Annotated in this window: 25 protein-coding genes; 9 read left to right on the plus strand and 16 right to left on the minus strand. The window is 55.1% G+C overall.

All coding sequences use genetic code 11. The features are described 5' to 3' along the window. Positions 1-19: 19 nt before the first annotated feature. On the minus strand, positions 20-655 hold the full coding sequence (ompW, locus tag HF679_RS07910) for an outer membrane protein OmpW (RefSeq protein WP_123754022.1): 636 nt from the start codon (positions 653-655) through the stop codon (positions 20-22). A gap of 351 nt (positions 656-1,006) precedes the next feature. Between ompW and HF679_RS07915 the strand changes: the two genes are divergently transcribed. The 4 genes from HF679_RS07915 (at position 1,007) to yciA (ending at position 3,862) form a co-directional block, all read left to right on the plus strand. Continuing rightward, complete coding sequence (locus HF679_RS07915; protein ID WP_123754021.1) at positions 1,007-1,750, plus strand: YciC family protein; 744 nt, start codon at positions 1,007-1,009, stop codon at positions 1,748-1,750. 54 nt (positions 1,751-1,804) lie between these two features. Beyond that, positions 1,805-2,341, plus strand: coding sequence for a septation protein A (locus HF679_RS07920; protein ID WP_123754020.1), 537 nt, complete (start codon positions 1,805-1,807; stop codon positions 2,339-2,341). 302 nt (positions 2,342-2,643) lie between these two features. Beyond that, positions 2,644-3,303 (plus strand): hypothetical protein, encoded by a 660-nt coding sequence (locus HF679_RS07925; protein ID WP_123754019.1) that lies wholly within the window; start codon positions 2,644-2,646, stop codon positions 3,301-3,303. Between the two features lie 160 nt (positions 3,304-3,463). Further along, positions 3,464-3,862: an acyl-CoA thioester hydrolase YciA gene (gene yciA / locus HF679_RS07930; RefSeq protein WP_095096945.1), complete on the plus strand. Its 399-nt coding sequence runs from the start codon at positions 3,464-3,466 to the stop codon at positions 3,860-3,862. Positions 3,863-3,898: 36 nt separating this feature from the next. Here yciA and HF679_RS07935 read toward each other — a convergent pair whose 3' ends face one another. Next, entirely contained in the window at positions 3,899-4,435 is a 537-nt protein-coding gene (locus HF679_RS07935) for a YniB family protein (protein ID WP_123754018.1), read from the minus strand. Between the two features lie 131 nt (positions 4,436-4,566). Between HF679_RS07935 and hxpB the strand changes: the two genes are divergently transcribed. The 4 genes from hxpB (at position 4,567) to HF679_RS07955 (ending at position 8,356) form a co-directional block, all read left to right on the plus strand. Then, positions 4,567-5,235, plus strand: coding sequence for a hexitol phosphatase HxpB (gene hxpB, locus HF679_RS07940; protein ID WP_123754017.1), 669 nt, complete (start codon positions 4,567-4,569; stop codon positions 5,233-5,235). A gap of 152 nt (positions 5,236-5,387) precedes the next feature. Then, positions 5,388-6,149 (plus strand): 2-dehydro-3-deoxy-D-gluconate 5-dehydrogenase KduD, encoded by a 762-nt coding sequence (gene kduD, locus HF679_RS07945; protein ID WP_123755453.1) that lies wholly within the window; start codon positions 5,388-5,390, stop codon positions 6,147-6,149. A gap of 91 nt (positions 6,150-6,240) precedes the next feature. Further along, entirely contained in the window at positions 6,241-6,831 is a 591-nt protein-coding gene (locus HF679_RS07950; RefSeq protein ID WP_123754016.1) for a metal-dependent hydrolase, read from the plus strand. 133 nt (positions 6,832-6,964) lie between these two features. Next, positions 6,965-8,356 carry an L-cystine transporter gene (locus HF679_RS07955; RefSeq protein WP_123754015.1) on the plus strand — a complete coding sequence of 464 codons (1,392 nt, stop codon included), beginning with the start codon at positions 6,965-6,967 and terminating at the stop codon, positions 8,354-8,356. 74 nt (positions 8,357-8,430) lie between these two features. Here HF679_RS07955 and cedA read toward each other — a convergent pair whose 3' ends face one another. From cedA to osmE, 8 genes are all read right to left on the minus strand, one after another. Continuing rightward, positions 8,431-8,685, minus strand: a complete 255-nt coding sequence (cedA, locus tag HF679_RS07960) for a cell division activator CedA (RefSeq protein WP_123754014.1) — start codon at positions 8,683-8,685, stop codon at positions 8,431-8,433. A 151-nt stretch (positions 8,686-8,836) separates the two neighbouring features. Continuing rightward, positions 8,837-9,595, minus strand: coding sequence for a chitin disaccharide deacetylase (gene chbG, locus HF679_RS07965; protein ID WP_187042819.1), 759 nt, complete (start codon positions 9,593-9,595; stop codon positions 8,837-8,839). Between the two features lie 12 nt (positions 9,596-9,607). Then, complete coding sequence (locus HF679_RS07970; protein ID WP_123754012.1) at positions 9,608-10,954, minus strand: 6-phospho-beta-glucosidase; 1,347 nt, start codon at positions 10,952-10,954, stop codon at positions 9,608-9,610. Between the two features lie 102 nt (positions 10,955-11,056). Beyond that, the gene (gene chbR / locus HF679_RS07975; protein ID WP_123754011.1) at positions 11,057-11,881 is read right to left on the minus strand and encodes a transcriptional regulator ChbR; all 825 of its coding nucleotides are present in this window, start codon (positions 11,879-11,881) and stop codon (positions 11,057-11,059) included. Positions 11,882-11,908: 27 nt separating this feature from the next. Beyond that, on the minus strand, positions 11,909-12,256 hold the full coding sequence (gene chbA, locus HF679_RS07980) for a PTS N,N'-diacetylchitobiose transporter subunit IIA (protein ID WP_123754010.1): 348 nt from the start codon (positions 12,254-12,256) through the stop codon (positions 11,909-11,911). A gap of 53 nt (positions 12,257-12,309) precedes the next feature. Next, positions 12,310-13,668 (minus strand): PTS N,N'-diacetylchitobiose transporter subunit IIC, encoded by a 1,359-nt coding sequence (chbC, locus tag HF679_RS07985; RefSeq protein WP_123754009.1) that lies wholly within the window; start codon positions 13,666-13,668, stop codon positions 12,310-12,312. Between the two features lie 167 nt (positions 13,669-13,835). Next, a complete protein-coding gene (gene chbB, locus HF679_RS07990; RefSeq protein WP_123754008.1) occupies positions 13,836-14,156 on the minus strand; it encodes a PTS N,N'-diacetylchitobiose transporter subunit IIB in 321 nt (106 codons plus the stop codon). 281 nt (positions 14,157-14,437) lie between these two features. Further along, the gene (gene osmE, locus HF679_RS07995) at positions 14,438-14,776 is read right to left on the minus strand and encodes an osmotically-inducible lipoprotein OsmE (RefSeq protein ID WP_123754007.1); all 339 of its coding nucleotides are present in this window, start codon (positions 14,774-14,776) and stop codon (positions 14,438-14,440) included. 350 nt (positions 14,777-15,126) lie between these two features. Between osmE and nadE the strand changes: the two genes are divergently transcribed. Next, positions 15,127-15,954 (plus strand): ammonia-dependent NAD(+) synthetase, encoded by an 828-nt coding sequence (nadE, locus tag HF679_RS08000; protein WP_123754006.1) that lies wholly within the window; start codon positions 15,127-15,129, stop codon positions 15,952-15,954. A 161-nt stretch (positions 15,955-16,115) separates the two neighbouring features. Here nadE and spy read toward each other — a convergent pair whose 3' ends face one another. The 6 genes from spy to HF679_RS08030 all read right to left on the minus strand — a co-directional run bounded on the left by spy (position 16,116) and on the right by HF679_RS08030 (position 23,005). After that, on the minus strand, positions 16,116-16,598 hold the full coding sequence (spy, locus tag HF679_RS08005) for an ATP-independent periplasmic protein-refolding chaperone Spy (RefSeq protein ID WP_154143684.1): 483 nt from the start codon (positions 16,596-16,598) through the stop codon (positions 16,116-16,118). Positions 16,599-16,951: 353 nt separating this feature from the next. Further along, positions 16,952-17,920, minus strand: coding sequence for a succinylglutamate desuccinylase (gene astE, locus HF679_RS08010; protein WP_123754004.1), 969 nt, complete (start codon positions 17,918-17,920; stop codon positions 16,952-16,954). Positions 17,921-17,953: 33 nt separating this feature from the next. Continuing rightward, complete coding sequence (gene astB, locus HF679_RS08015) at positions 17,954-19,282, minus strand: N-succinylarginine dihydrolase (protein WP_187042820.1); 1,329 nt, start codon at positions 19,280-19,282, stop codon at positions 17,954-17,956. Continuing rightward, on the minus strand, positions 19,279-20,757 hold the full coding sequence (gene astD / locus HF679_RS08020) for a succinylglutamate-semialdehyde dehydrogenase (RefSeq protein WP_123754002.1): 1,479 nt from the start codon (positions 20,755-20,757) through the stop codon (positions 19,279-19,281). Before astD ends, astB begins: the two co-directional genes overlap by 4 nt. Then, a complete protein-coding gene (gene astA, locus HF679_RS08025; protein WP_123754001.1) occupies positions 20,754-21,788 on the minus strand; it encodes an arginine N-succinyltransferase in 1,035 nt (344 codons plus the stop codon). Before astA ends, astD begins: the two co-directional genes overlap by 4 nt. Beyond that, a complete protein-coding gene (locus HF679_RS08030; protein ID WP_123754000.1) occupies positions 21,785-23,005 on the minus strand; it encodes an aspartate aminotransferase family protein in 1,221 nt (406 codons plus the stop codon). Before HF679_RS08030 ends, astA begins: the two co-directional genes overlap by 4 nt. Positions 23,006-23,280 lie beyond the last annotated feature (275 nt).

Genomic DNA, 23,280 nt, shown 5'->3' on the forward strand with positions numbered 1-23,280 from the left:
TCAGACAGCGCAGACGCGTTTAGAACCGGTAACCCGCGGAGAACATAAACACCCACGGATCCAGACGGGTACTGACTTTCTGGTCGACGCCACCGGCTTTAAATTTCACATCGGTGTCGATATCCATGTACCACACCGACATGTTCAGCAGCCAGTCGCGGTTGATCAGATAGTCCAGCCCCACCTGGCCTGCCGCCCCCCACGAATCCTTCAGGCTCAGATCCGACAGCCCGGCGTCTTTGCCGGTATCGTTAAAGTCTTCATTAAAGAAGGTGGTGTAGTTGATACCGGCACCGATATAGGGACGGACTTTGCTCTGGGCGTCGCCGAAGTACCACTGAGCCATTAAGGTTGGCGGGAGCAGGTTTACGGTGGCAATGTTGCCCGTCGGACCGGTGCCGACTTTATGGCGGAACGGCGTAGCGGCCAGCAGCTCAACGCCAATGTTGTCCGTCGCCATGTAGGTGAAGGTTAACCCCAACTGCGTATTATTGTTGACGTTGAAGCCGCCCAGACTTCCCAACACGTTATCCGAGCCTTCCGTCGGGCGGACGGTCGCCGTACCTGCACGGATAAAGAACTCCCCGGCTTCATGCGCCCAGACGCTGCCAGAAAGGGTGCTTAAAATAATGCCAGCCACTGCTAATTTTTTCATATCCACTTCCTCATTATGGTTATTGCGCGGTGAATATACCCATAATGAGTTACGTTTGATCCAACATAGATCACACTAAGTCATGAGATGTAACATTTATTGATCCAGATTAATTTTCTGTAAATGACTGTAATTGAATCATGATCGATTACATCAGTTTTAACCCGGATGCACTAATACTGGCGACTTACTCCCCGAACAGCCGTGAAAAACGGTGTCCGCGAGTGATTGTTGTCTTCATCCGTCTTTACAAAGATATACTTAGCCTGATGTGAGCAGAGCGTGCTACGCCGAAGGGATTTGCGGTACAATCGCCGGCTAGCTAACACCAGCAATACTCAAGGAGAGTGCATGTCTATCACGGCGAAGTCCGTCTACCGTGACACGGGAAATTTCTTTCGTAATCAGTTCGTCACCATTTTGCTGATTGCGTTGTTGTGCGCATTAATTACGGTAGTCCTTGGCCATGCTTTTTCACCCAGTGAAGAGCAGCTCTCAATACTTAGCGAAGGCGACAATCTGGCGGGTAGCGCCGGGCTGTTTGAACTGGTACAGAACATGACCCCTGAGCAACAGCAGATCCTGCTGCGTGCCTCGGCGGCCTCAACCTTTTCCGGTCTGGTCGGGAATGCGATTCTCGCCGGCGGCATGCTGCTGTTGATTCAGCTGGTTTCCGCAGGCCAGCGGGTCAGTGCCCTGCGCGCGATTGGTGCTTCTGCGCCGGTCATGCCAAAGCTGCTGCTGCTGATCCTGTTCACCACCTTTGTGGTGCAGATGGGGATGATGCTGGTTCTGGTGCCGGGCGTACTGCTGGCGATCGTGCTGTCCTTTGCCCCTATCATGCTGGTGCAGGATAAGCTGGGGATCTTCAACGCCATGCGTAGCAGTATCCGTCTGGCGTGGGCCAATTTACGTCTGGTGGCACCGGTGATCCTCGGCTGGCTGCTGGCGAAAACCCTGCTGCTGCTGTTTGCATCGAGCTTCGCGGTACTGACGCCAAACGTCGGCGCAGTGGTCATCAATACGATCAGCAACCTGATTTCCGCCCTGCTGCTGATCTATCTGTTCCGCTTGTATATGCTTATTCGCCACTAAATTTAACCCTGGCCGGTAATCACTCCGGCCATCTCTGAACAACGGATCCAATGTATGAAGCAGTTTCTGGATTTTTTACCGCTGGTAGTCTTCTTCGCATTCTACAAGCTCTATGATATCTACGCCGCGACCACCGCGCTGATTGTCGCTACCGCTATCGTGTTGATCTACACCTGGGTACGCTATCGCAAAGTTGAAAAAATGGCGCTGATCACCTTCGTACTGGTGGCCGTTTTTGGTGGTCTGACGATTTTCTTCCATAACGATGAGTTTATTAAATGGAAGGTCACGGTCATCTATGTGCTGTTCGCCGGTGCGCTGCTGTTCAGCCAGTGGGTGATGAAAAAGCCGCTGATCCAGCGCATGCTGGGTAAAGAGCTGACTCTGCCGCAACAGGTCTGGTCGCGCCTGAACCTTGCCTGGGCGCTGTTCTTTATTCTTTGCGGGCTGGCCAATATCTACATCGCCTTCTGGTTACCGCAGAATATCTGGGTCAACTTCAAGGTCTTCGGCCTGACGGCGCTGACGCTGGTCTTCACCCTGCTGAGCGGCGTGTATATCTACCGCCACATGCCGCAGGACGATAAGTGAGTGACGTAAAATAAAACCTCACGTCAAGCAGTTCAAGCCTGGTGGGGAATAAACAAAACAGCACGCTTTGTGGCCGCATACCACGAAGCGTGTTTTTTTTAGGGCGACAGAAGACAAATAATATTACATCAAGGGCTTAAATCATTATCAGCCCGCTTTGCTATTGTGCCCCCACCTGCGGTTTCTACCAATGCAACAGACCTTGTTTATCATCGAGTGGTAATGAGTCACATCGCCTGGTGTTGTCCCGTTACTGATATACACTAAACACATGATGTGACACGACATGGCAAGGAGAACATATGGTAAGGTCCGGCGCTATCTATAAACATGTACCTGTAAATGATCCGCAGCTTCTGGAATTCTCGTCCTTGCTTAGCCCTTCACAAAAACCGGTATTGGTGCCGGTTATTGATACTCCAGGCCCGAACGGGAACGCCTACTGGAACGTCGCAGCCGCGATAAAAAAAGTAGGCGGTAAGATGTTATTAGGTTGGGAAGTAAATCGTTGGCCAGGCTGTTTTCTGGTGGCCACTCATCATGCTGTTTTGATGTCACCTGATGGTGAGCTGTTCGATGTCACGGCCAGATCGCCGGTGTCGGACAAACCATTTGCCACCACGTTTGTTCCTGATGACTCAATCACGATTGATATTGATAAATCCCCATCGGTGCCATCCAAATTTTTTGTGCTTAACAGTGCCGCAGAGGTTTCTTCCTACATACGAACTTATGAAAATCTCAATGCCTCTGAAAAAGCGCTGAATGATTTGCTGTATGAATGTGGGTATCGATGCGAAACCAACAAAAATTTAGCTTCTGGAATCAATGAATTGACACCAAATATCGTCAAAACCGACCAGAAAAGGCTGGCACAGATTAACGATAAAATCGTTGAACAGAAGTGGATAATGAAGGACAAGATAATCAAATTAATGAAATATTCTGACGCTCTTGCATGACAACATTCAGTTCTCCTCCCTCCTGCCGTCCACCTCCCCAGGAGGGAGCAGTGATTCTCACTGCGACATCCCACGCCGCACCAGGTCATTCCCCTGTTTTCTCCCCGCCATTTTCATAGTAGCATCGCGCTGATCTTCATTGACCAGCACAGAGTACAGAATGACAACAACAGATCTCGCGCCGAAGGGCGAAATGGTTTTACGCACCCTGGCGATGCCGGCGGACACGAACGCCAATGGCGATATTTTTGGTGGGTGGTTGATGTCGCAAATGGATATCGGCGGCGCCATTATGGCCAAGGAGATCGCCCATGGTCGCGTGGTGACCGTGCGCGTAGACGGCATGACCTTTTTACGACCGGTCGCCGTGGGTGACGTGGTGTGCTGTTATGCGCGCTGCGTGAAGCGTGGCAACACCTCTATCACCATCAACATCGAAGTGTGGGTGAAGAAGGTCTCTTCAGAACCGATTGGTCAGCGCTATAAAGCGACGGAAGCACTGTTTATCTACGTCGCGGTCGACAATCAAGGTAAACCGCGCGCCATTCCTGGCGAGTAACACCAAAAAATGGCCCGGTTTACCGGGCCGTTTTTGTTACAGGAAGCCGAGTAGAGAGAAGAAGATATAGCCGAGAACAATCACGATCACCGGCAGGATATACAGCGGAAAGTATTGCACCAGGATAGTATGACGCGGCACCACGATACTCCCCGCAATTTGCTCACGGGTGCGCCCTTCTGGCCCTTTGGCCTGTTCCAGCAGCAGCTGATCTTCCACCCCTTCACGCAGGAACTTCGCCTGACGACTCATCCGCGCGCCCGAGGCCTGTAACGCCATGCCGACAAACACCAGGATATAGATAATCCAGAAGCCGATATTCAGGCTGTGTCGAAAATCCGGCAGCGGCGAGTTGTACCAGAAAAAGTTAAGAAATGGCGTATTGAAACGCATCATTTCAATCATGACGTGCGCAAAGTCCATCAGCACCGCATCAATGCCCGGCTTCTTTTCGCTGTGCTCGTACATAAACTTCAGTACCGAAATCAGCGTCGAAATCACCGCGGGAATAAAAATCACCCACCCTAAAATGCGTTTAAGCACTGCAATGCGTCCAGCTTGTTGATACGTCATCGATTCCCCTTAATTAAGACGCCTTAACCACTTGCTAAGTCTACCTTCAGTGGCGAATTTCGCCCAATAATGCGCGGTATGATATACCATGAGGAGATATTCATACTACTTACGCTACTGGAGAGGGACTTATGTCAGCAAAGCGACACATTCATGCCGCTATTTTTGATATGGATGGATTACTGATTGACTCCGAGCCGCTATGGGATCAGGCGGAACTGGAGGTTATTGCAAGCCTTGGCGTCGATATCAGCCGCCGCGATGAGCTGCCGGACATGCTGGGACTGCGCATCGATTTAGTGGTGGACCTGTGGTTTGCCCAACAACCGTGGCAAGGCCCGGACCGCGCAGAGGTCACCGCGCTAATTATCAACCGAGCGATTCAACTGGTTGAAGCCTCCCAGCCGTTACTGCCGGGCGCCCGTGAAGCCGTTGCCCTGTGCAAAGCCCAGGGGCTGAAGATTGGCCTCGCCTCCGCCTCGCCGCTACGTATGCTGGAAAAAGTGCTCGCCATGTTTGATCTGCGCGACCAGTTCGATGCCCTTTCCTCTGCCGAATCGCTGCCCTACAGCAAGCCCCATCCACAGGTGTACCTTAACTGCGCCGCCAGCCTCGGCGTCGACCCCATGGCCTGCGTCGCGCTGGAAGACTCCGTCAACGGAATGATCGCCAGCAAAGCGGCCCGGATGCGCTCGATCGTGGTGCCTGCCGAGGAAAACCGCAACGACCCACGTTTTGTGCTGGCTGACGTCCGCCTCGCAACCCTGTCCTCGCTGACCGCCGCTGAACTCGGCCTCTGATTTTCCTTCCCGTTGTGATGAGCGGGTGATAATCCGCCCATCACAAAATAAAACAGCGTTTCATTTTTAATTGTTTTTTCCTGCCTCAGCCTCTATGCTTGAACATAACGGTGATGTTTAACGTATATATCAATCGGCATACAGAGGTGAATATGGTACTTAACGCCTTCGACCTGACGGGTAAGGTCGCGATCGTGACGGGATGTGACAAGGGACTGGGTCAAGGGATGACGCTGGGCCTTGCGCAGGCCGGGTGTGATATCGTCGGCGTCAATCGGAAGATCCCCCACGAAACGGCCGCCAAAGTCGAGGCGCTGGGCCGCCGGTTCACCGCCATTCAGGCCGACCTCAGCCGTCAGGATGATATTAGCGAGATCGTCGCCAAAGCGGTCTCCGCCATGGGCCATATCGATATTCTGGTCAATAACGCCGGCACCATTCGCCGTGCGGACGCCCTGACGTTTACGGAGCAGGACTGGGACGATGTGCTGAACCTCAACCTCAAGTCGGTGTTCTTTTTATCGCAGGCGGTTGCCAGGCAGTTTATTCAGCAAGGGTGCGGCGGCAAGATCATTAACATCGCCTCGATGCTCTCTTTCCAGGGCGGCATCCGCGTCCCCTCGTATACCGCATCCAAGAGCGGTGTGCTGGGCCTGACCCGCCTGATGGCCAACGAATGGGCCGGGCACCAGATTAACGTCAACGCCATTGCGCCAGGCTACATGGCCACCAATAACACCCAACAATTGCGGGATGACGCCGAGCGCAGCAAAGAGATCCTTGACCGTATTCCTGCCGGTCGCTGGGGCGTTGCCGATGACCTGCAAGGCCCGGTGGTATTCCTGGCCTCCGGCGCGGCGGATTATGTGAATGGTTATACCCTTGCGGTGGATGGCGGCTGGCTGGCACGGTGATATTTTTGTGACATAGAGTTACACCGTCACCTCTTCCGTGTACTGTATAAAAACCCTATACTGTATGAATTGACAGTTTAGGGTTTTTATCATGACGGCGGAAGGCCATCTCCTCTTTTCTATCGCCTGTGCGGTATTTGCGAAAAACGCAGAGTTAACTCCCGTGCTGGCACAGGGTGACTGGTGGCATATTGTCCCCTCCGCGGTGCTGACCTGCCTGCTGCCGGATATCGATCATCCTAAGTCGTTTCTCGGGCAGCGATTAAGCTGGATAGCCAAACCGGTTGCCCGGGCCTTTGGCCATCGGGGGTTTACCCATAGCCTGCTGGCGGTCTTCGGCGCCATAACGCTGTTTTATCTGAAAGTACCGGAAAGCTGGATTGTGCCCGCCGACGCGGTACAGGGGCTGGTGCTGGGTTATCTGAGCCATATTCTTGCCGATATGCTGACGCCGGCGGGGGTTCCGCTGCTGTGGCCCTGCCGCTGGCGCTTTCGCCTGCCGATCCTCGCGCCACGTAAAGGCAACCAGCTGGAGCGCGCGCTCTGTATGGCGCTGTTTGTTTATGCCGTCTGGATGCCGCAAACCTTCGCCGAAAACAGCGCCGTGCGCTGGTCATCGGGGATGATTAATTCACTGCAGATCACCTTTAATCGCTTTATTAGTCATCAGGGCGGACGATAAACAGGCGGAAAACGCAGATTAGTTATAATCAATTCCATTTGAATATAAGTAATGAATTCCGCTTCTGCTAACCTTGCGCCCATAGCGCTGGTAACAGACCAGCCAGATAAAAAAACAAATCAGGAGAACGGGGATGAATTTTCCATTAATAGCGAACGTTATCGTGTTCGCGGTTTTACTGTTTGCGCTGGGGCAAACGCGGCATAAACAGTGGAGCCTCGCCAAAAAAGTCCTGGTCGGCCTCGTGGTCGGCGTGGTATTCGGCCTGGCGCTGCAGCTGATCTACGGTTCTGACAGCCAGGTGCTGAAAGACTCCATTCAGTGGTTCAATATCGTCGGCAATGGCTACGTCCAGCTGCTGCAAATGATCGTGATGCCGCTGGTATTTGCCTCGATTCTGAGTGCGGTTGCGCGTCTGCATAACGCTTCTCAATTGGGCAAAATCAGCTTCCTGAGCATCGGTACGCTGCTGTTCACCACCCTGATCGCCGCGCTGGTCGGCGTGCTGGTGACTAACCTGTTTGGTCTGACCGCCGAAGGTCTGGTGCAGGGTACAGCGGAAACCGCCCGCCTCAACGCCATTCAGAGCAATTACGTTGGCAAAGTTGCCGACCTCAGCGTCCCGCAGCTGATCCTCTCTTTCATTCCGAAGAACCCGTTTGCTGACCTGACCGGCGCCAACCCGACCTCGATCATCAGCATCGTTATCTTCTCCGCGTTCCTCGGCGTCGCGGCGCTGAAGCTGCTGAAAGACGACGTCGCCAAAGGCCAACGCGTGCTGACCGCCATCGACACCCTGCAGGGCTGGGTAATGAAGCTGGTACGTCTGGTGATGCAGTTAACGCCGTACGGTGTACTGGCGCTGATGACCAAAGTCGTGGCCGGTTCCAATCTGCAGGACATCGTTAAGCTGGGCAGCTTTGTGGTGGCCTCTTACCTTGGCCTCGGCATCATGTTTGTGGTGCACGGTCTGCTGCTGGCGATCAACGGCGTGAGCCCGCTGAAATACTTCCGTAAGGTGTGGCCGGTTCTGACCTTTGCCTTTACCAGCCGTTCCAGCGCCGCGTCTATTCCGCTGAACGTCGAAGCGCAAACCCGTCGTCTGGGCGTACCGGAATCTATCGCCAGCTTCTCTGCCTCCTTCGGGGCGACTATCGGCCAGAACGGCTGTGCGGGCCTGTACCCGGCGATGCTGGCAGTCATGGTTGCACCAACCGTTGGCATCAACCCGCTTGACCCGCTGTGGATCGCCACCCTGGTCGGCATGGTGACCGTCAGCTCCGCCGGCGTTGCTGGCGTCGGTGGCGGCGCGACCTTCGCGGCGCTGATCGTGCTGCCAGCGATGGGTCTGCCGGTGACGCTGGTCGCCCTGCTGATCTCCGTTGAACCGCTGATCGATATGGGCCGTACCGCTCTCAACGTCAGCGGCTCGATGACCGCCGGTACCCTGACCAGCCAGTGGCTGCGCCAGACCGACAAAACGATTCTCGACAGCGAAGAAGACGCCGAACTGGCGCATCGCTAACCGCCCTTTCCGGGCAGGCATAAAAAAACCGCAGAGGGTAACCTCTGCGGTTTTTTTTATGGTTCACCGGGCTATCAGGAAGCGATGTCGCCTTCCTGGCGGGTCTGCATAGCCCAGCGCTGTGCCGCCTCTGGCAGAGTAAACGGCGGTGAACGCCGGAAGTTCTCGCCCATCAGCACGAACGCGACATATTTACCCCGCAGCAGCCACACATCGCGAAAACCGTCCATTTTGACGGCGTGTTCCGGCGGGGCTGGCTCCACTCGAGGCACGTAGCTAATGACAGGGCGATTTTGTTGGCGAAGTGTTTTCATAACCGATAGATTCACTAAACAAAGCGGGAGACATAATCAGCTATGATAGCCGATTGCAGCCCCTTTCGTCGCCCCTAACGTTGTACGTTCAGTGCGGCTGGCGGAATATCAGAGAGTGGGTTGAGATGAAATCAGGGGAGGACAAACCTCCCCTGTACGCTTCAGATTACACGTCGCGATAGGTGCCTAAACGATAACCGCGTTCGGCAATTGCATACTTCAGCGATGCCGACGTCAGCACCTCCAGCTCCGCCAGGCGCGGGTAGCAATAGGCGCTCCCCATGATGGTGTTATCGACAAATGCCGGGTGACACATCACTTCCAGCGATGCTTCATCACGTTGGATGGAGTCATCGAGGGTTTGCAAAAACAGCGCTTCAGAAATGGTCTCACCATAGAACTCGCTGGTAAAGCCGTCGCTGCTGCGCGCCGCGTCCTGCGCCAGGCCGTCCCGCTGGGCGAGCTGGCGGTCAATCCGCAGCGCCACCCCTTTTTCGCGGGCAAACGCGGCCACAATCGGGTAAATCCCGGCGATCATATGCACATGATGATGGCTGTCGATGTGCGTCGGTTCGCAACCAAACAGCTCGACAAACCGGCGATACTGGCACTCCAGCTCATGCGCGATTTCGTCCAGCGGCAGGCAGTCTTCTTCCGCCATCTGCCAGATCCACTTGCCTAACCGTCCCTCGCGGGTCAGCCCCGGCATGGCCGATAACGGCTCACCCAGCGTCAGGACAAAATGCATCCCAATGCCCAGTTCCGGGACGCTGCGGCTCAGCTGGGCGGCGTGACCAATAGCCGCCCCGTTGACCAGCGCCGTTGTCGACGTGACTAGTCCATTTTTGCAGGCTTCAATAATCCCGTAGTTCTGGCCTTTACTCAGGCCAAAATCGTCGGCATTAACGATTAACACGCGTTCCATCGGCCGCTCCCGTTAGTGTTTCAGTTTTTCAATGGTCGCCGCAAAGTTTGGTAGCCACTTTTCGTGCGCCAGGATCATTTCACGCGCCAGCAGTTCGGCATCGCGGTCCGAATGAATCAGCGGGCTTAAATTCAGCGCCAGCAGCACATCGTTAAGCTCCCCGCTGATCGCCGCCTGGCTGGCCGCCACTTCAAACCCTTTGATGGTATAAATCAGCCCCAGCACTTTCTCATCGAAATGCGTAATACGTGGCGTCGGGGTGGCTCCGTCACGGCCCAGCGTACAGGTCATTTCCACCGCCCAGTCGGCCGGGATGTTATCGATATGGCCATGGTGCGGAATGTTGACGTAGTGCTCGGTCTGCTTGTCATTGTAGATGGCGTTGATGACTTCGCAGGCCGCATCGGAGTAATAGGCCCCGCCGCGCAGCTCCAGCTCTTTCGGCTTGACGTTGAGATCCGGATTTTTATACAGCTCGAACAGCTGTTTCTCGACCTTCTGTACCACCTGGGCACGGGCGCCGCCTTTGTAATACTCGCCCATTTCGATAGCCAGCATCTCTTTTGGCTTGAAGTAGTACAGCAGATAGGAGCACGGAATCAGGCGCAGAGAGCGAATCAGCCCCTCGCTGAACGGCAGATCGAAGATGTTTTTCACCGAGTTGGCGCTCAGGGTGCCGGCTGCGACACCATCCAGCAGCTCGTCGAAACGAGACACGCCGTTAACCAGCACATCGCGCACGAACACCAGGTGGTTCAGACCAAACAGATCGATAGACAGCTCATCGCTCGGGCTCAGCTGCAGAACGTCGGTGATGAACATTTTCATGCCGATCGGAATATTGCAGACGCCGATGAAACGTTTGAAGCCGGTGTGACGATAGACCGCTTCGGTGACCATCCCGGCCGGGTTGGTGAAGTTGATGATCCAGGCGTCCGGGCAGATTTCCTGCACGTCTTTGACGATATCAAAAATCACCGGAATGGTACGCAGGCCTTTAAACAACCCGCCTGCGCCGTTGGTTTCCTGACCCAGATAGCCGTGGCTGAGCGGAATGCGCTCGTCTTTTTCACGGGCCTTAAGCTGGCCGACGCGCAGCTGGGTGGTAACGAAGTGGGCGCCTTCGAGGGCGGCACGGCGATCCAGCGTTTTGTAGACCTTGATCGGCACGCCGGCTTTTTCCACCATGCGCTCGCACAGAGCATGAATAATATCGAGTTTTTCCTGGCCTTCCGCCACGTCCACCAGCCACAGTTCCGTTATCGGCAGTTCGTGATAACGTTTCAGGAACCCTTCCAGTAATTCTGGGGTATAGCTGCTTCCGCCGCCGATCGTGACAACTTTTAATTTCTGGCTCATTTTACTCTCCCTTATGGCATCGCAAATTGCACGTAGCCTACCCTCCGCATCTACACGGACAGTAACTTGAATAGTGTCTGAGGCGGAACATTCCGCCCCGGATTAATTAATGCTGGTCAGCTTTTTACGATAATTGCTCGGGGTAAACGAGGTCAGCCGTTTGAATGTTTTAATAAACAGACTTGGGCTACTGTATCCCGACTCATAGGCAATATCAGTGACCGAATAGTTGGTGATTTCCAGCTGTTTTTTCGCGAAGTTGATGCGAATATCATTAATAATCTGCATCGGCGTTTTACCATAATAGCGCTGGGTCGCCCGGGTCAAATATTCCTGAGTTCTCCCGGAACGCTCGACCATATTCTCAAGCGCCCCTTCGCCAAACTTCAGTTTATCGTGCATATCCTCGACGGTATTTTTCAGCCATTGCGGAATGACATCCTGCACCGGCTCCTCGCGGTAATGCCGTAAACGGTTAATGGTATAAAACGACACCAGTTCAATAAATTCGTCAAATTCGGTATCGCGAAAATTCAGCGAAGCAATCACCGACTCGATATAGCTAAGAAAGGTGCTTTTGACAGCGTAGACCTGTGAAGCGACCAGTCCAAACGGCAGCAGCGGTAAATAGTGTTTCTCAAAGAAACGCTTGCTGATACCCACGTTAAGAATGCGTGTCGCGCCAAAAGCATAAAAGCTCTGATGATGCGACCCCATTGGGATAAAGACAAAATCCCCGCGCTCCAGCAGCACCCGTTTACCGTTGATTTCCTGGTAATAACGCCCGGTTAAAACGATGGTGTACTCGTAATAATCATGCTGGTGAAGACCGCTTACGCTTTCCGTTTTGTTGTAGATAACCACATGAAAATCTTTGCCGTTGAAAAGCTGCTGTTCTCTGGCGGTACTGATCTCGGTGGTTATCATCTTTGGCTGCCTCATCGTGTAGATGGCCTATTGTACCTTCTCGTGCAGCTCAATCAATTCGGCAACCAGCTCACGTGCCAGCATTGAGGTCATCAAATGATCTTGCGCATGAACCAGCACCAGGCTGACCTTCATTTTGCCTTCACCTTCATCGCTTTCAATCAGTTGGGTCTGTACACGATGTGCTTCACTCAGCGCCAGGCGCGACTGCTCCATCATGTTTTTAGCGGCGGCGAAGTCGCCCTGCTTTGCCTGCTTCAGTGCCGCATAGGCCAGGCTGCGGGCCTGTCCGGAGTTGATAATCAGCCCCATCACCACCTCTTCGAGGTCGTTCTCAGGTGCAGCAACTGCGTCGATATGGTCCAGATCAAACATAATTATTCCCTCGTTTCTCAGGCGGTACGGGAGTGCTCCCGTACCGCTCGACATCAGAATTTCAGTGCGTTAGCGATATCTTCTTCGCTTTCCTGCTCTTCAATCACCGCCTGCGCCTTGTTGGAGACCGCCACGAACGGCAGGTAAACCAGCACCGACACACCCAGGTTGAACAGCGCTACGAAGAGTGCAGCGATACTACCGTTACTGTTAAAGAACGCGCCGAGGCCGGTAGGCATGGTCCACGGTGCCAGGTTGGTCACCGGTGGGATAATCCCCATCGAGTAGGCAGCAAGCGTAATCGCCGCCAGAATCGGCTGAATCAGGACGAACGGGATGAACATCACCGGGTTCATGATGATCGGCAGACCAAACAGAATCGGCTCGTTAATCTGGAAGATGCCTGACGGCAGCGCCAGCTTAGCCACCTGACGGTGATCCGCACGGCGTGAGCCGATGAAGATGGCGATAATCAGACCGAGCGTTGCCCCGGAACCACCCAGCAGGATGTAGGAATCCAGCATCGGCTTAGCCCAGAAGTGGAACTCTTTACCCGCGGCGATAGCGGCTTCAACAGAACCGTACTGGTTGTACAGCGCGATGTTTTCCAGCGCCCATGGGGTCATGATGCCGTTATCCAGCGCGGTCAGCGCCAGTGAACCGTGTACACCAAAGAACCACAGCAGGGAGTTGAAGATAACGTAAGCCCAGCCCACCACGCTGCCCATTGACGCCAGCGGTTTGGAGATGGAGTCCATGATAATCTGGTGGAAGTTACTGCCATGGTTCGCCAGCAGCCACGAGATAATGCCGAATACGGACAGGATCAGGAAACCCGGAATCAACGCTGAGAATGAACGCGATACCGAGGCCGGTACGCTATCCGGCAGGGTGATAACCCAGTTGCGACGGATAACAAAGGTGAACATTTCTGCCACCAGCAGGCCGATAATCATGCCCGAGATAATGTTCGCCCCACCCAGCCAGTTGGCACCGACCGCATAGGCTTCGCCCACGCTGTAGGGAGTCACGGTCATAAATGCTGCGACCGACAGCAGACCTGCCGCCAGCGGATCGACTTTTCGCTCTTCGGCCAGCGCCATGCCGATAAAGAATGGCGCCATCAGCGACATAATGCCTAACGTACCGTTATAAACGTTACCGCCGATGGCTTTAAAGCCGTTTAATGTTTCAATGGTTGAGCCATCCAGGCGAATACCCATTGAATAGAAGAAAGAACCTTCACCAAAACTCAAAAATACGTTGTTGATTAATACGAACATGGCCCCCGCAAGGGTCAGCGGCATTAATTTAATAAAGCCGTTTTTAATCGCATTGATGTGCGGTTGCTTTCCTATTTTAACAGCAAAAGGAAGGAGTACCTTTTCAAGCGAGTCAATCACTTTACTCATATCAAATACCCTTTAAAGCCGTAATCGAATAATTACGGCATGATGTATGAAATTACTCTTTGACGGGAAATAAACTCTCACCTTTCACTTTTTCGCTGATTCCATATTACCGTTGAGGACAATTTCCCCAGCGAAATCACGAAAAGATATCGAGTTTTAAAATAAAATTATTGTGCAGCAGCTTTCTTAATGGCCGCAACGGCCGCTTTCAGGACACCTAAACCATCGACTTTGCCATACAGCGTTGAGTCGATAACTTCCACCGGCTTATTCGACAGCAGCCGCTGAATTTCTGGAAGCATATACGCAATTTGTGGGCCTAATAATACGACATCAGCTTGCGGGCCTTTTTCTCCGGCCAGGGTTTCCGGATAGGCTTCAATGATGACCGGCACTTCATATTTTTCTGCCTGCGCCCGCATTTTTGAGACCAGCAGTGATGTAGACATTCCAGCCGAACAGAATAAATAGATGTGTTTCTTTTCCATGAGCGCTTCCTCAATTTGTAAGACCTGGCGGCTTCAGAATCACCTTATGTCTGAAAGCCGGCTAAGGCGTGTCGTCATTCGATTAATATTGTTTATGCATTGAGTATACGGCATCGTTCGGGGCCTGGATAATTCCTGGTTAATCAAAATTGTCTCTCATTGACCTCGCGTTTTGACAACCTTCACATTTCCCTCAAATAATTCGCGCAATTAAATAAGCATCAGTGCTCATGAAAAAGCCCGACCGGTGGTCGGGCTTTCGTAGATCTAAGCGTGATGAACTACTTAGTCGTGCGCGGGTCGGTATCGTATTCGGCACAGGTCTGGTAGCCAGAGTTCATGACGTGCCCGGTCTCATCGAGGGCGACAAAGTAGGTCTCCATTTTACCATCTCGTTGACCCAGGATGTAGGTCTGGCAGGTTCCGCGAGCGTGGATCATAGTGACCTCAGAGGCCGGTTTACCCGCGATCTGCAGGACCTGTGAACGGGTCATGCCTTTTTTCACATCTTTAACTACCGGCTGCGTGAACTGGTCAGCGGTACGATCGTAGGCAGTACAACCAGCCAGAATGGTCAATACTGCTGCTGCGCCTAAAAATCCTGCAAAATGCTTGTTCATATTCCGTCCTCTTTTATTCGTGTGTTAATAAGCCTGGAATAAAAACCGTTATTTTTCAAGCTGAAGGTCCAAATCGGCTAAATTTAAGATCTTTCTAATAAAAAAACATACCCTAAATAATTCGAGTTACAGGAAGGCGGCGACGCAGGGAATCCCCAGGAGCTTACTCAAGTAAGTGACTGGGGTGAGCGAGGAAAGCCAACGTACATGTAACTTGAAGTATGACGGGTATATGTCGTTGATTGCCTTCTTTTACATCAGTCAAAACTGTGATCCTTGTCGTTTTACCGTCAAAGAGGTAGCTTAAACCCTAACTGGCAGCCAAACAGATTCACTTCCCGGAGGGCGCGATGACGCTACAACACGAAATTATTCAGGCGCTGGGTGCTAAGCCCCAGATTGATGCTGAAGGCGAGATCCGCCGCAGCGTGGATTTCTTGAAATCCTATTTGCAGACCTATCCTTTTATACAGTCCCTGGTGTTGGGCATCAGCGGCGGCCAGGACTCAACGTTGACCGGGAAACTGTGCCAGCAGGCTATCAATGAACTGCGTGCGGAAACCGGGAAGACGGAGCTGCAGTTTATCGCCGTGCGCCTGCCCTACGGCGTTCAGGCGGATGAGCAGGACTGTCAGGACGCCATCGCCTTTATTCAGCCCGATCGCGTGCTGACGGTGAATATTAAGGGTGCCGTGCTGGCCAGCGAGCAGGCTTTGCGTGAAGCCGGCATCGAGCTCAGCGACTTTGTTCGCGGCAATGAGAAAGCCCGTGAACGCATGAAAGCTCAGTACAGCATTGCCGGTATGACCCACGGTGTGGTGGTCGGCACCGACCACGCCGCAGAGGCGATTACCGGTTTCTTCACCAAATACGGTGACGGCGGTACGGACATCAACCCGATCTTCCGCCTCAATAAACGCCAGGGCAAGCAACTGCTGGCGCAATTAGGCTGCCCGGAGCATCTCTATAAGAAGCTCCCGACCGCCGATCTGGAAGACAACCGCCCGTCCCTGCCGGATGAAGTGGCCCTTGGTGTGACCTACGAAAATATCGACGACTATCTGGAAGGCAAAACGCTGGATGCCAAAACCGCGGGCATCATTGAAGGCTGGTATCTGAAAACCGAGCATAAGCGCCGCCCGCCGATCACCGTCTTCGACGATTTCTGGAAAAAGTAGCGCCTGCCCTGCTCACGACGCAACCCCGGCCTCTGCCGGGGTTATTTTTTGCGGTGAAGAACAAAAAAATCGGTACCGCACAAACGAAAAAACCGCCGGTCCTGCCCAATGCCATACGGCAAGTGTTGGGCAAGACCGGCGGTCTTCATTCGGGCGCTGAATTACTCAGCTGATGCAGGCATTTTACCTTCTGGCGCTTTGCGATCTGTCAGATGCTTCTCAAAATTCGCATTGAACTGTTTTTTCTGTTCCGGCGTCAGGATGTTGTAGATCTTGTTCTGGGTTTCCATACGGGAAAGCGCCATTGCTTTGTGCTGGGCTTCCATCTTGTCAATCTGCGCTTCTGCCTTCGCTTTGTCGAAGGTATCGCTGGCGATCAGGTCATGCATCGCGCGGCGTTCGTCCAGTGACGGACGTTTCATGTTGTCACGCTGACCTTTCATGATGTCGCGGACCTGCTGTTTTTGCGCATCGGTCAGGTTCAGACCTTTGAACATCATCTCGTGCGGGCCGCCGTGCATCCCTTTATGGTGCATCATCGGTTTGCTTTCGGTTTGTGTTGCAGTGGTATCAGCAGCGTGGGCCAGGTTAGCCGCGCCCAGAGCCAGGGTAGAGGCAACAAACAGAGCAGTAATCTTCTTCATAGTCAGTCCTTACTTTACGTTATTCTTACGGCGATTTGCCGTGTTGACGAGATAAACTTTACGACGTTTATCGTCAATTAGTCAGAGCAAGAGTAAAACAATGAAAGTGTAATAAACAGTTTCTCACCAATTATGGAGAAAATAAGGAAGGGAGGAAAATAATTGCAACAAATGTTATTTAACAGGCTGTTTTTTATGACATTCACCAAAACTATAAAGCAACACAGATTAAAAACAAAGCATTTATCCAGGAATAATCCGCAATCAAATCTCAAAGCACGAAAAAATAAGAACGGAACTAAAAAATGGCGGTGAAAAATTAACGACGCCGCCCGCATGAGCGGCGAAGATATTCAGGGGATGCGCTCCAGCATCAGCCCGGCGCGCAGGCCCGTCGCCACCGAAGGGTTAGGAAACAGCACGTACTCCTGCGCCTTTTCCACCGTGTAACGTGTCTCGCCATCTTCTGCCAGCAGAGTGCCGGCGGTGAAGGCGGTAAAGTTGAGGGTCTGTGCCGACATATGCAGCTGGAAATTATCACTCTTGCGGATGATCTGCTGCACCACCCGGTAGCGTAGCGGCGCCGCGTCGCTGTCAACCACCGTCAGATCGCCCACCAGCAGGCGCATTAAGGCCTTGCGGGTGACGGCGAATTGCGCAAGGTCATTTTCCCCAAACGGTAGCGCCTTACCCAGCTCAAGCGTACAGGAGAGCGCGTCAAAATGTTCGCTGCTGTAATGACTGAAGGTTCCCGCCGGCTGCTGATGAAACACCAGCGCCTCCAGCCCGGCTCCTGCCAGCCAGTGTAAGAATCCCTCGTCCCACGGCGTTTCCCGCGCCGGAAGCACGCCGAAGCGCGGATGTCGCGACCCGCGGATGGCCGTATGTAAATCCAGGTGCCAGCGCAGTCCCGTAGAGGCGGCATAAAACCGGGTCAGCGTCTTTTCCAGCAGACGCGCTCTGCGGGTCTCCTCACCGGCGGGAAACTGCTGCCAGCGCCCACCAAACATCCGGTTAATATCGCTATCGAGGTAGCGTTTATCCGCCCGTAACGCGCCAGGGTTGCCAAAAACCACCAGCAGCCGCCAGCGCAGCGGTAGCTCGCCGGTAAACAGTTGCTGGAGCAGATCATGCACCATTTCCACCGGCGCGGTTTCATTGCCGTGCAGGCCTGATGAGAGCACCAGCGAACGCTCGCAGCGGGCGTGGGGAGTCAGTTGCAGCACCCCACAATCCAGCCAGTGCCAGCGAAAATGGGCGGTTTCGCCATGAAAATGGTGGGGCAAGCGCTCCGCCAGGGTTAATGCCAGAAAGTCGTCCACGACGCCTCCTTGAAAAGATAAACACGACCGCAGCTAGTGCTGGAACGGGTAGACGGAACCAAGCTGCAGGATTTGCGTCAGCCGGTCGAGAGCCTCGCGGCCTTCGCTCAGCAACTGCGGGTCAGCCAGATCCGCCTGGGTCAGACGGTCGCGATAGTAGCGTTCGACCCAGTCATTGAGGGTGGCGAATAGCGCATCGTTCATCATCACCGCCGGGTTGACGGCCCGAAGCTCCTCTTCGCGCACCACCACTCGCAAGCGCAGACAGGCCGGACCGCCGCCGTTGGCCATGCTTTCGCGCAGGTCGTACACCTGCAGCTCATCAATCGGGTTATCTTCCGCCAGCAGCTGGTTCAGATAGCGCCAGACCCCGGCATGTTCCCGCGCCTCCTGAGGCAATATCAAACGCATCGCGCCATCGGGTTTACTCAGCAACTGGCTGTTGAACAGATAGGTCGCCACCGCATCTTCTACGCTGACGGCGCGGGTCGGCACCACGACCGGCGTAAAACCGGCGACCTGCCCGGCCAGCTGCTGCATCAGCTGAGGCTGATCGACAAACGCCTGCTCATGGCAAAACAGCACCTGCTGATTGCTGACCGCAATCACATCGTTATGAAACACGCCTTTGTCGATGATCGCCGGGTTCTGCTGGGCAAAAATCACCTGCCGCGGGTTAACCTGGTTCAGGCGAGCGACCGCTTCACTGGCTTCGCGGGTCTGGCGTGCCGGATAACGCTGCGGGCGCTCGCCATTACCACCCTGCTGACGGCCATAGATAAAGAGCTGCAGACCGGGAGCACCATACTCCGCGCCCAGCCGGTTGTGGTTGGCCGCCCCTTCATCGCCGAACAGCGCCACCTGTGGGAGCGCCGAATGGACAGCAAAATGTTGCGGGTCGGGAAAGATCGCCCGCAGCAATGCCTCCGTGGTCGGCGCTTCGCTGGCGCGATGGAATTTATCGTTAAGATTGGCAACGGTCAGGTGTACCCGGCCGTCGAGCGAATCGACGGAGGGTGACACCGTAGCCGCGTTAGCTACCCACATCGACGAAGCCGAACTGACCGCCGACAGCAGATCCGGTGCCTGTCGGGCCGCCTTCTCGATCACCTGCGGGTCGCTGCCGCTGAAGCCCAACTGGCGCAACAACGGCACATTCGGCCGCTCCTGCGGCGGCATCACCGCCTGCGGATACCCGGCATCCGCCAGCGCTTTCATCTTCTTGAGCCCCTGCTGTGCCGCCAGCAGCGGGCTGGAGACCCGGTAGCGGTGGCGGGTCGAGGCCTCATTGCCAAAAGAAAGCCCGGCGTAGTGATGAGTCAGGCCAGGAAGCCCGTCAAGATTCAGCTCCCAGGCTTTCATCGCGACCCACCCCGCCAAAACTCGAGACCAGGGCTGAGGGTTTCCGGCATGCTCAGGGTCGGCGTTTCGAGGCTTGCCATCGGCCAGGCGCAATAATCCGCGGCGTACCACGCGCCCGGACGATGGTTACCTGAGGCACCGGTCCCGCCAAAGGGCGCGGTACTGGCCGCGCCGGTCAGCGGTTTATTCCAGTTGACGATCCCGGCCCGCGCCTCCAGCAGCAGGCGGTCGAATTTCTCCCGCTCGGGCGAGATCAGCCCGCATGAGAGGCCGAAACGAGTGGCGTTCGCCAGCGCTATCGCCTGATCAAAATCGTCATAACGCCAGACCCCAAGCAGCGGCCCGAAGACTTCCTCATCCGCAACCCCGGCCACTTCCGTCAGCTCGATAATCCCCGGCGTCAGCAGCGAGGTACCGGCCTGCAGCAGCCGAGGCTCCAGCAGCGTGGTGCCGCCGCTGGCAACCAGTTTGAGCCAGGCCTGATGGACCTTGTGCGCCGCCTGGGCAGAAATCAATCCACCCATGAACGGCTGGGGGGACGCGTCCCAGGCGCCGGGAATCACGTTTTGTGACACTGTCACCAACCGATCAAGAAAACGATCGCCGGTTTCGCCCCGCTTCACCAGCAGCCGACGCGCGCAGGTGCAGCGCTGCCCGGCGGTGATAAAGGCCGACTGAATAGTCAGATGCACCGCCGCATCAATATCCTGCGGTTCATCAACGATCAGCGGGTTATTGCCTCCCATTTCGAGCGCCAGAATTTTTTCCGGTTGCCCGGCCAGCTGGCGATGCAGCTGAAAGCCGGTCGCTGAACTGCCGGTAAACAACAGCCCGTCAATATCCGGCCGGGCGCTCAGCATTTCGCCGGTTTCCCGTCCGCCCTGGAGCAGGTTCAACACCCCCGGCGGCAGACCCGCCTCGGCCCACAGTTTCACCACCGCCTCACCGCTGTTGGGCGTCAGCTCGCTGGGCTTGAACACCAGCGTATTGCCGGCCAGCAGCGCCGGCACGATATGGCCATTAGGCAGATGCCCGGGGAAGTTGTAGGGACCAAATACCGCCAGCACCCCGTGAGGCCGGTGGCGCAGCGTTGCCGCACCGTCGCTCATGGTGGTCTGCGCTTCACCGGTACGGCTATGGTAGGCTTTCAGCGAGATCGCAATCTTGTTGATCATCGCGCCGATTTCCGTGGCGGCCTCCCATTGCGGCTTGCCGGTTTCCGCCGCGATAATCGCCGTCAGCGCGGCTTTGTGCGTCTCCAGCAGCGCGGCAAATTTTTCGACGATCGCCTGGCGGGCGCTGAATGGCTGCCTGGCCCACGCCGGGAACGCCTGGCGCGCGGCCTTCACCGCCAGGGCAACCTGCTCTGCATCGGCGTCGTTGCCCTGCCACAGCAGCACCTGGCTGACCGGGTCGGTTTTAGTGCGGGCCGGGCCGCGTCCGCTCTGCCAGTCGCCGTTAATCCATAAACTCATGATTTTTTCTCCTCAGGGATCAGCTGAACCAACCGCAGCGAGTCGCCAGCGTGGCATTTCAGGACATCCAGTTCGCGGGCGCTTAACAACAGGCGATCGGTCTGCGGATCGGCCGCTACCAGCATGGCGCGAAACTGCTGATACTGTTCATTGGCCACCAGGCAAAGCGGCCATTCCCCCGGCGCAGGTTGTCCTTCAGCCACGGTCACCATCCGGCTTTTCCGAATCGCCCGCACCCGGTCAATGTCGCACTCCAGCGTCGGCCCGCCGTCAAAGATGTCGATATAGTTGCGGTAACGGAACCCTTCTTTCTCCAGCACCGTGCGAGCCGGCGCGGTTTGCGGGTGTACCTCGCCGATCACCGCACGCGCTTCGTCGGATAAAAAGTCGATATACAGCGGATGCTTAGGCATCAAGGCAGCAATAAAGGCTTTTTGCCCGGTGCCGCACAGGTAGTCAGCGCGGGAAAACTCCATGGCAAAAAAGCGTTTGCCGAGGCTTTCCCAGAACGGCGAGTAGCCATTCTCGTCAATCACGCCGCGCATCTCCGCCACCACTTTTTCATTAAAGTGCTCGCGAAACGCGGCCATAAACATAAAGCGCGATTTCGACAGCAGGTAGCCGTTGCCCTCTTTACGCCAGGCGGGGTCGAGAAACAGCGTGCACAACTCGCTGCTGCCGGTGTGATCGTTGCTGAGAAACAGGGTCGGCAGCGCGTTGTAGACGTTAAGCTCTTTCGAGGCATGCACCTGCGTCCCCACGCGGTAGTTGTACCAGGGATCGTTCAGCCCTACAGCCACTTCAATGGCGCAAATCCCCACCACCTTGCCGCTGACGCTGTCTTCCAGCACAAACACGTAACCCTGTTCGCTTTTTGGCAGCTCTCCACGCCAGGTCTTCATTGAGCGCTCAATGCGTGCCGCCAGCGTCGCTTCATCCGCCGGCAACGACGTCAGCCCGCCGCCGGTTTCTCCGGCAAGGATCATCAGACCGGCCAGGTCGTCTGGCGCAACCGGACGGATCACCATCATGATGACGCTCCCGCGAGGAAGTGGCGGCAGGCCAGCTCAAAGCGATCCAGCCCGGCGTTCACCTCTTCCTCACTCACAATCAGCGCCGGGGCGAAACGCACCACGTTGGCCCCGGCAATCAAAATCATCAGCCCGTCTTCCGCAGCCTGCGTACTGATGGCTTTCGCCTTGCCGGCCCAGGCATCGTTCAGCACGCAGCCGATCAGCAAGCCCATGCCACGGATCTCCTTGAACAGGCCGTAACGGGCGTTAATGGCGTTCAGTCGTTCGCTAAACCACTGATGACGTTGCTTAACGCCGTTCAGCACCGCCGGCGTATTGACGATGGACAACACTTCACCCGCCACCGCGCAGGCCAGCGGGTTCCCGCCGTAGGTGGTCCCGTGGGTCCCCACCGTCATGACGCTGGCGCAGGTTTCGCTCGCCAGCAGCGCGCCAATCGGGAAACCGCCGCCCAGCGCTTTCGCCGTCGACAGCAGATCCGGTGTCACGCCATAGTGCATGTAGGCGTACAGTTCGCCGGTACGCCCCACGCCGGTCTGGACTTCATCAAAAATCAGCAGCGCCTGATGGGCATCGCACAGTTCACGCAGGCCGCGCAGAAACGCCGGGTCGGCGGGCACTACGCCACCTTCACCCTGCATCGGCTCCACAATCACCGCGCAGGTGTTGTCATCGATCAGCGCGCGGGCGGCGTCGAGATCGTTATAGGCGGCATGCTGGATCTGCGGCGGCAGCGGCGCGAAATCCTGAGAATAAGCCGGTTGTCCGCCGGCGGAGACGGTAAACAAGGTGCGCCCGTGGAAAGCGTTGTTGAATGCCACGATGCCGCTTTTCTGGCTACCGAAGCGATCGTGGGCGTATTTACGCGCTAGTTTCAGCGCCGCCTCGTTGGCCTCCGCGCCGGAGTTACAGAAGAACACCCGGTCGGCGAAGGTGGCGTCGATAAGCTGTTTCGCGAGACGCAGGACCGGCTCATTGGTGTAGCCGTTGCCGGTGTGCCAGAATTTTCCGGCTTGTTCCGTCAGCGCCTTAACCAGCCGCGGGTGAGCATGACCAAGCGCGTTAACCGCGATACCGCCGGCAAAGTCGATGTACTCTTTGCCCTGCTGATCCCACAGGCGCGACCCTTCACCACGTACCGGAATAAAAGCCGCCGGCGCGTAGACCGGCATCATCCATTCATCAAAGTTGCTACGCGTAATTGACTGAGACATATCGACCTCTTCCGGTAAATAAAAAGTATGAATAATGTTAAATATTATGAGTTGTTACGCTGTAAATGTAGATTGCACACTTCGTGCCAGCCAGCAGTAAAAGTGCATAAACCGAGGTCGATAACGGAATATCAAGGAGTTACAAAAGTGTATCATTCACATTAAATGCATAATTAGTGAATAACTATCTTACATTGCGCCACAGGCAGTGAATAAAACAGCTGTGTTATGCATGAGGAAAATATAATTCTGCATTTGTGATCGTATACGAAATT

The organism is Enterobacter sp. JUb54 (assembly GCF_014298075.1).
Classification (GTDB): Bacteria; Pseudomonadota; Gammaproteobacteria; order Enterobacterales; family Enterobacteriaceae; genus Klebsiella; species Klebsiella lignicola.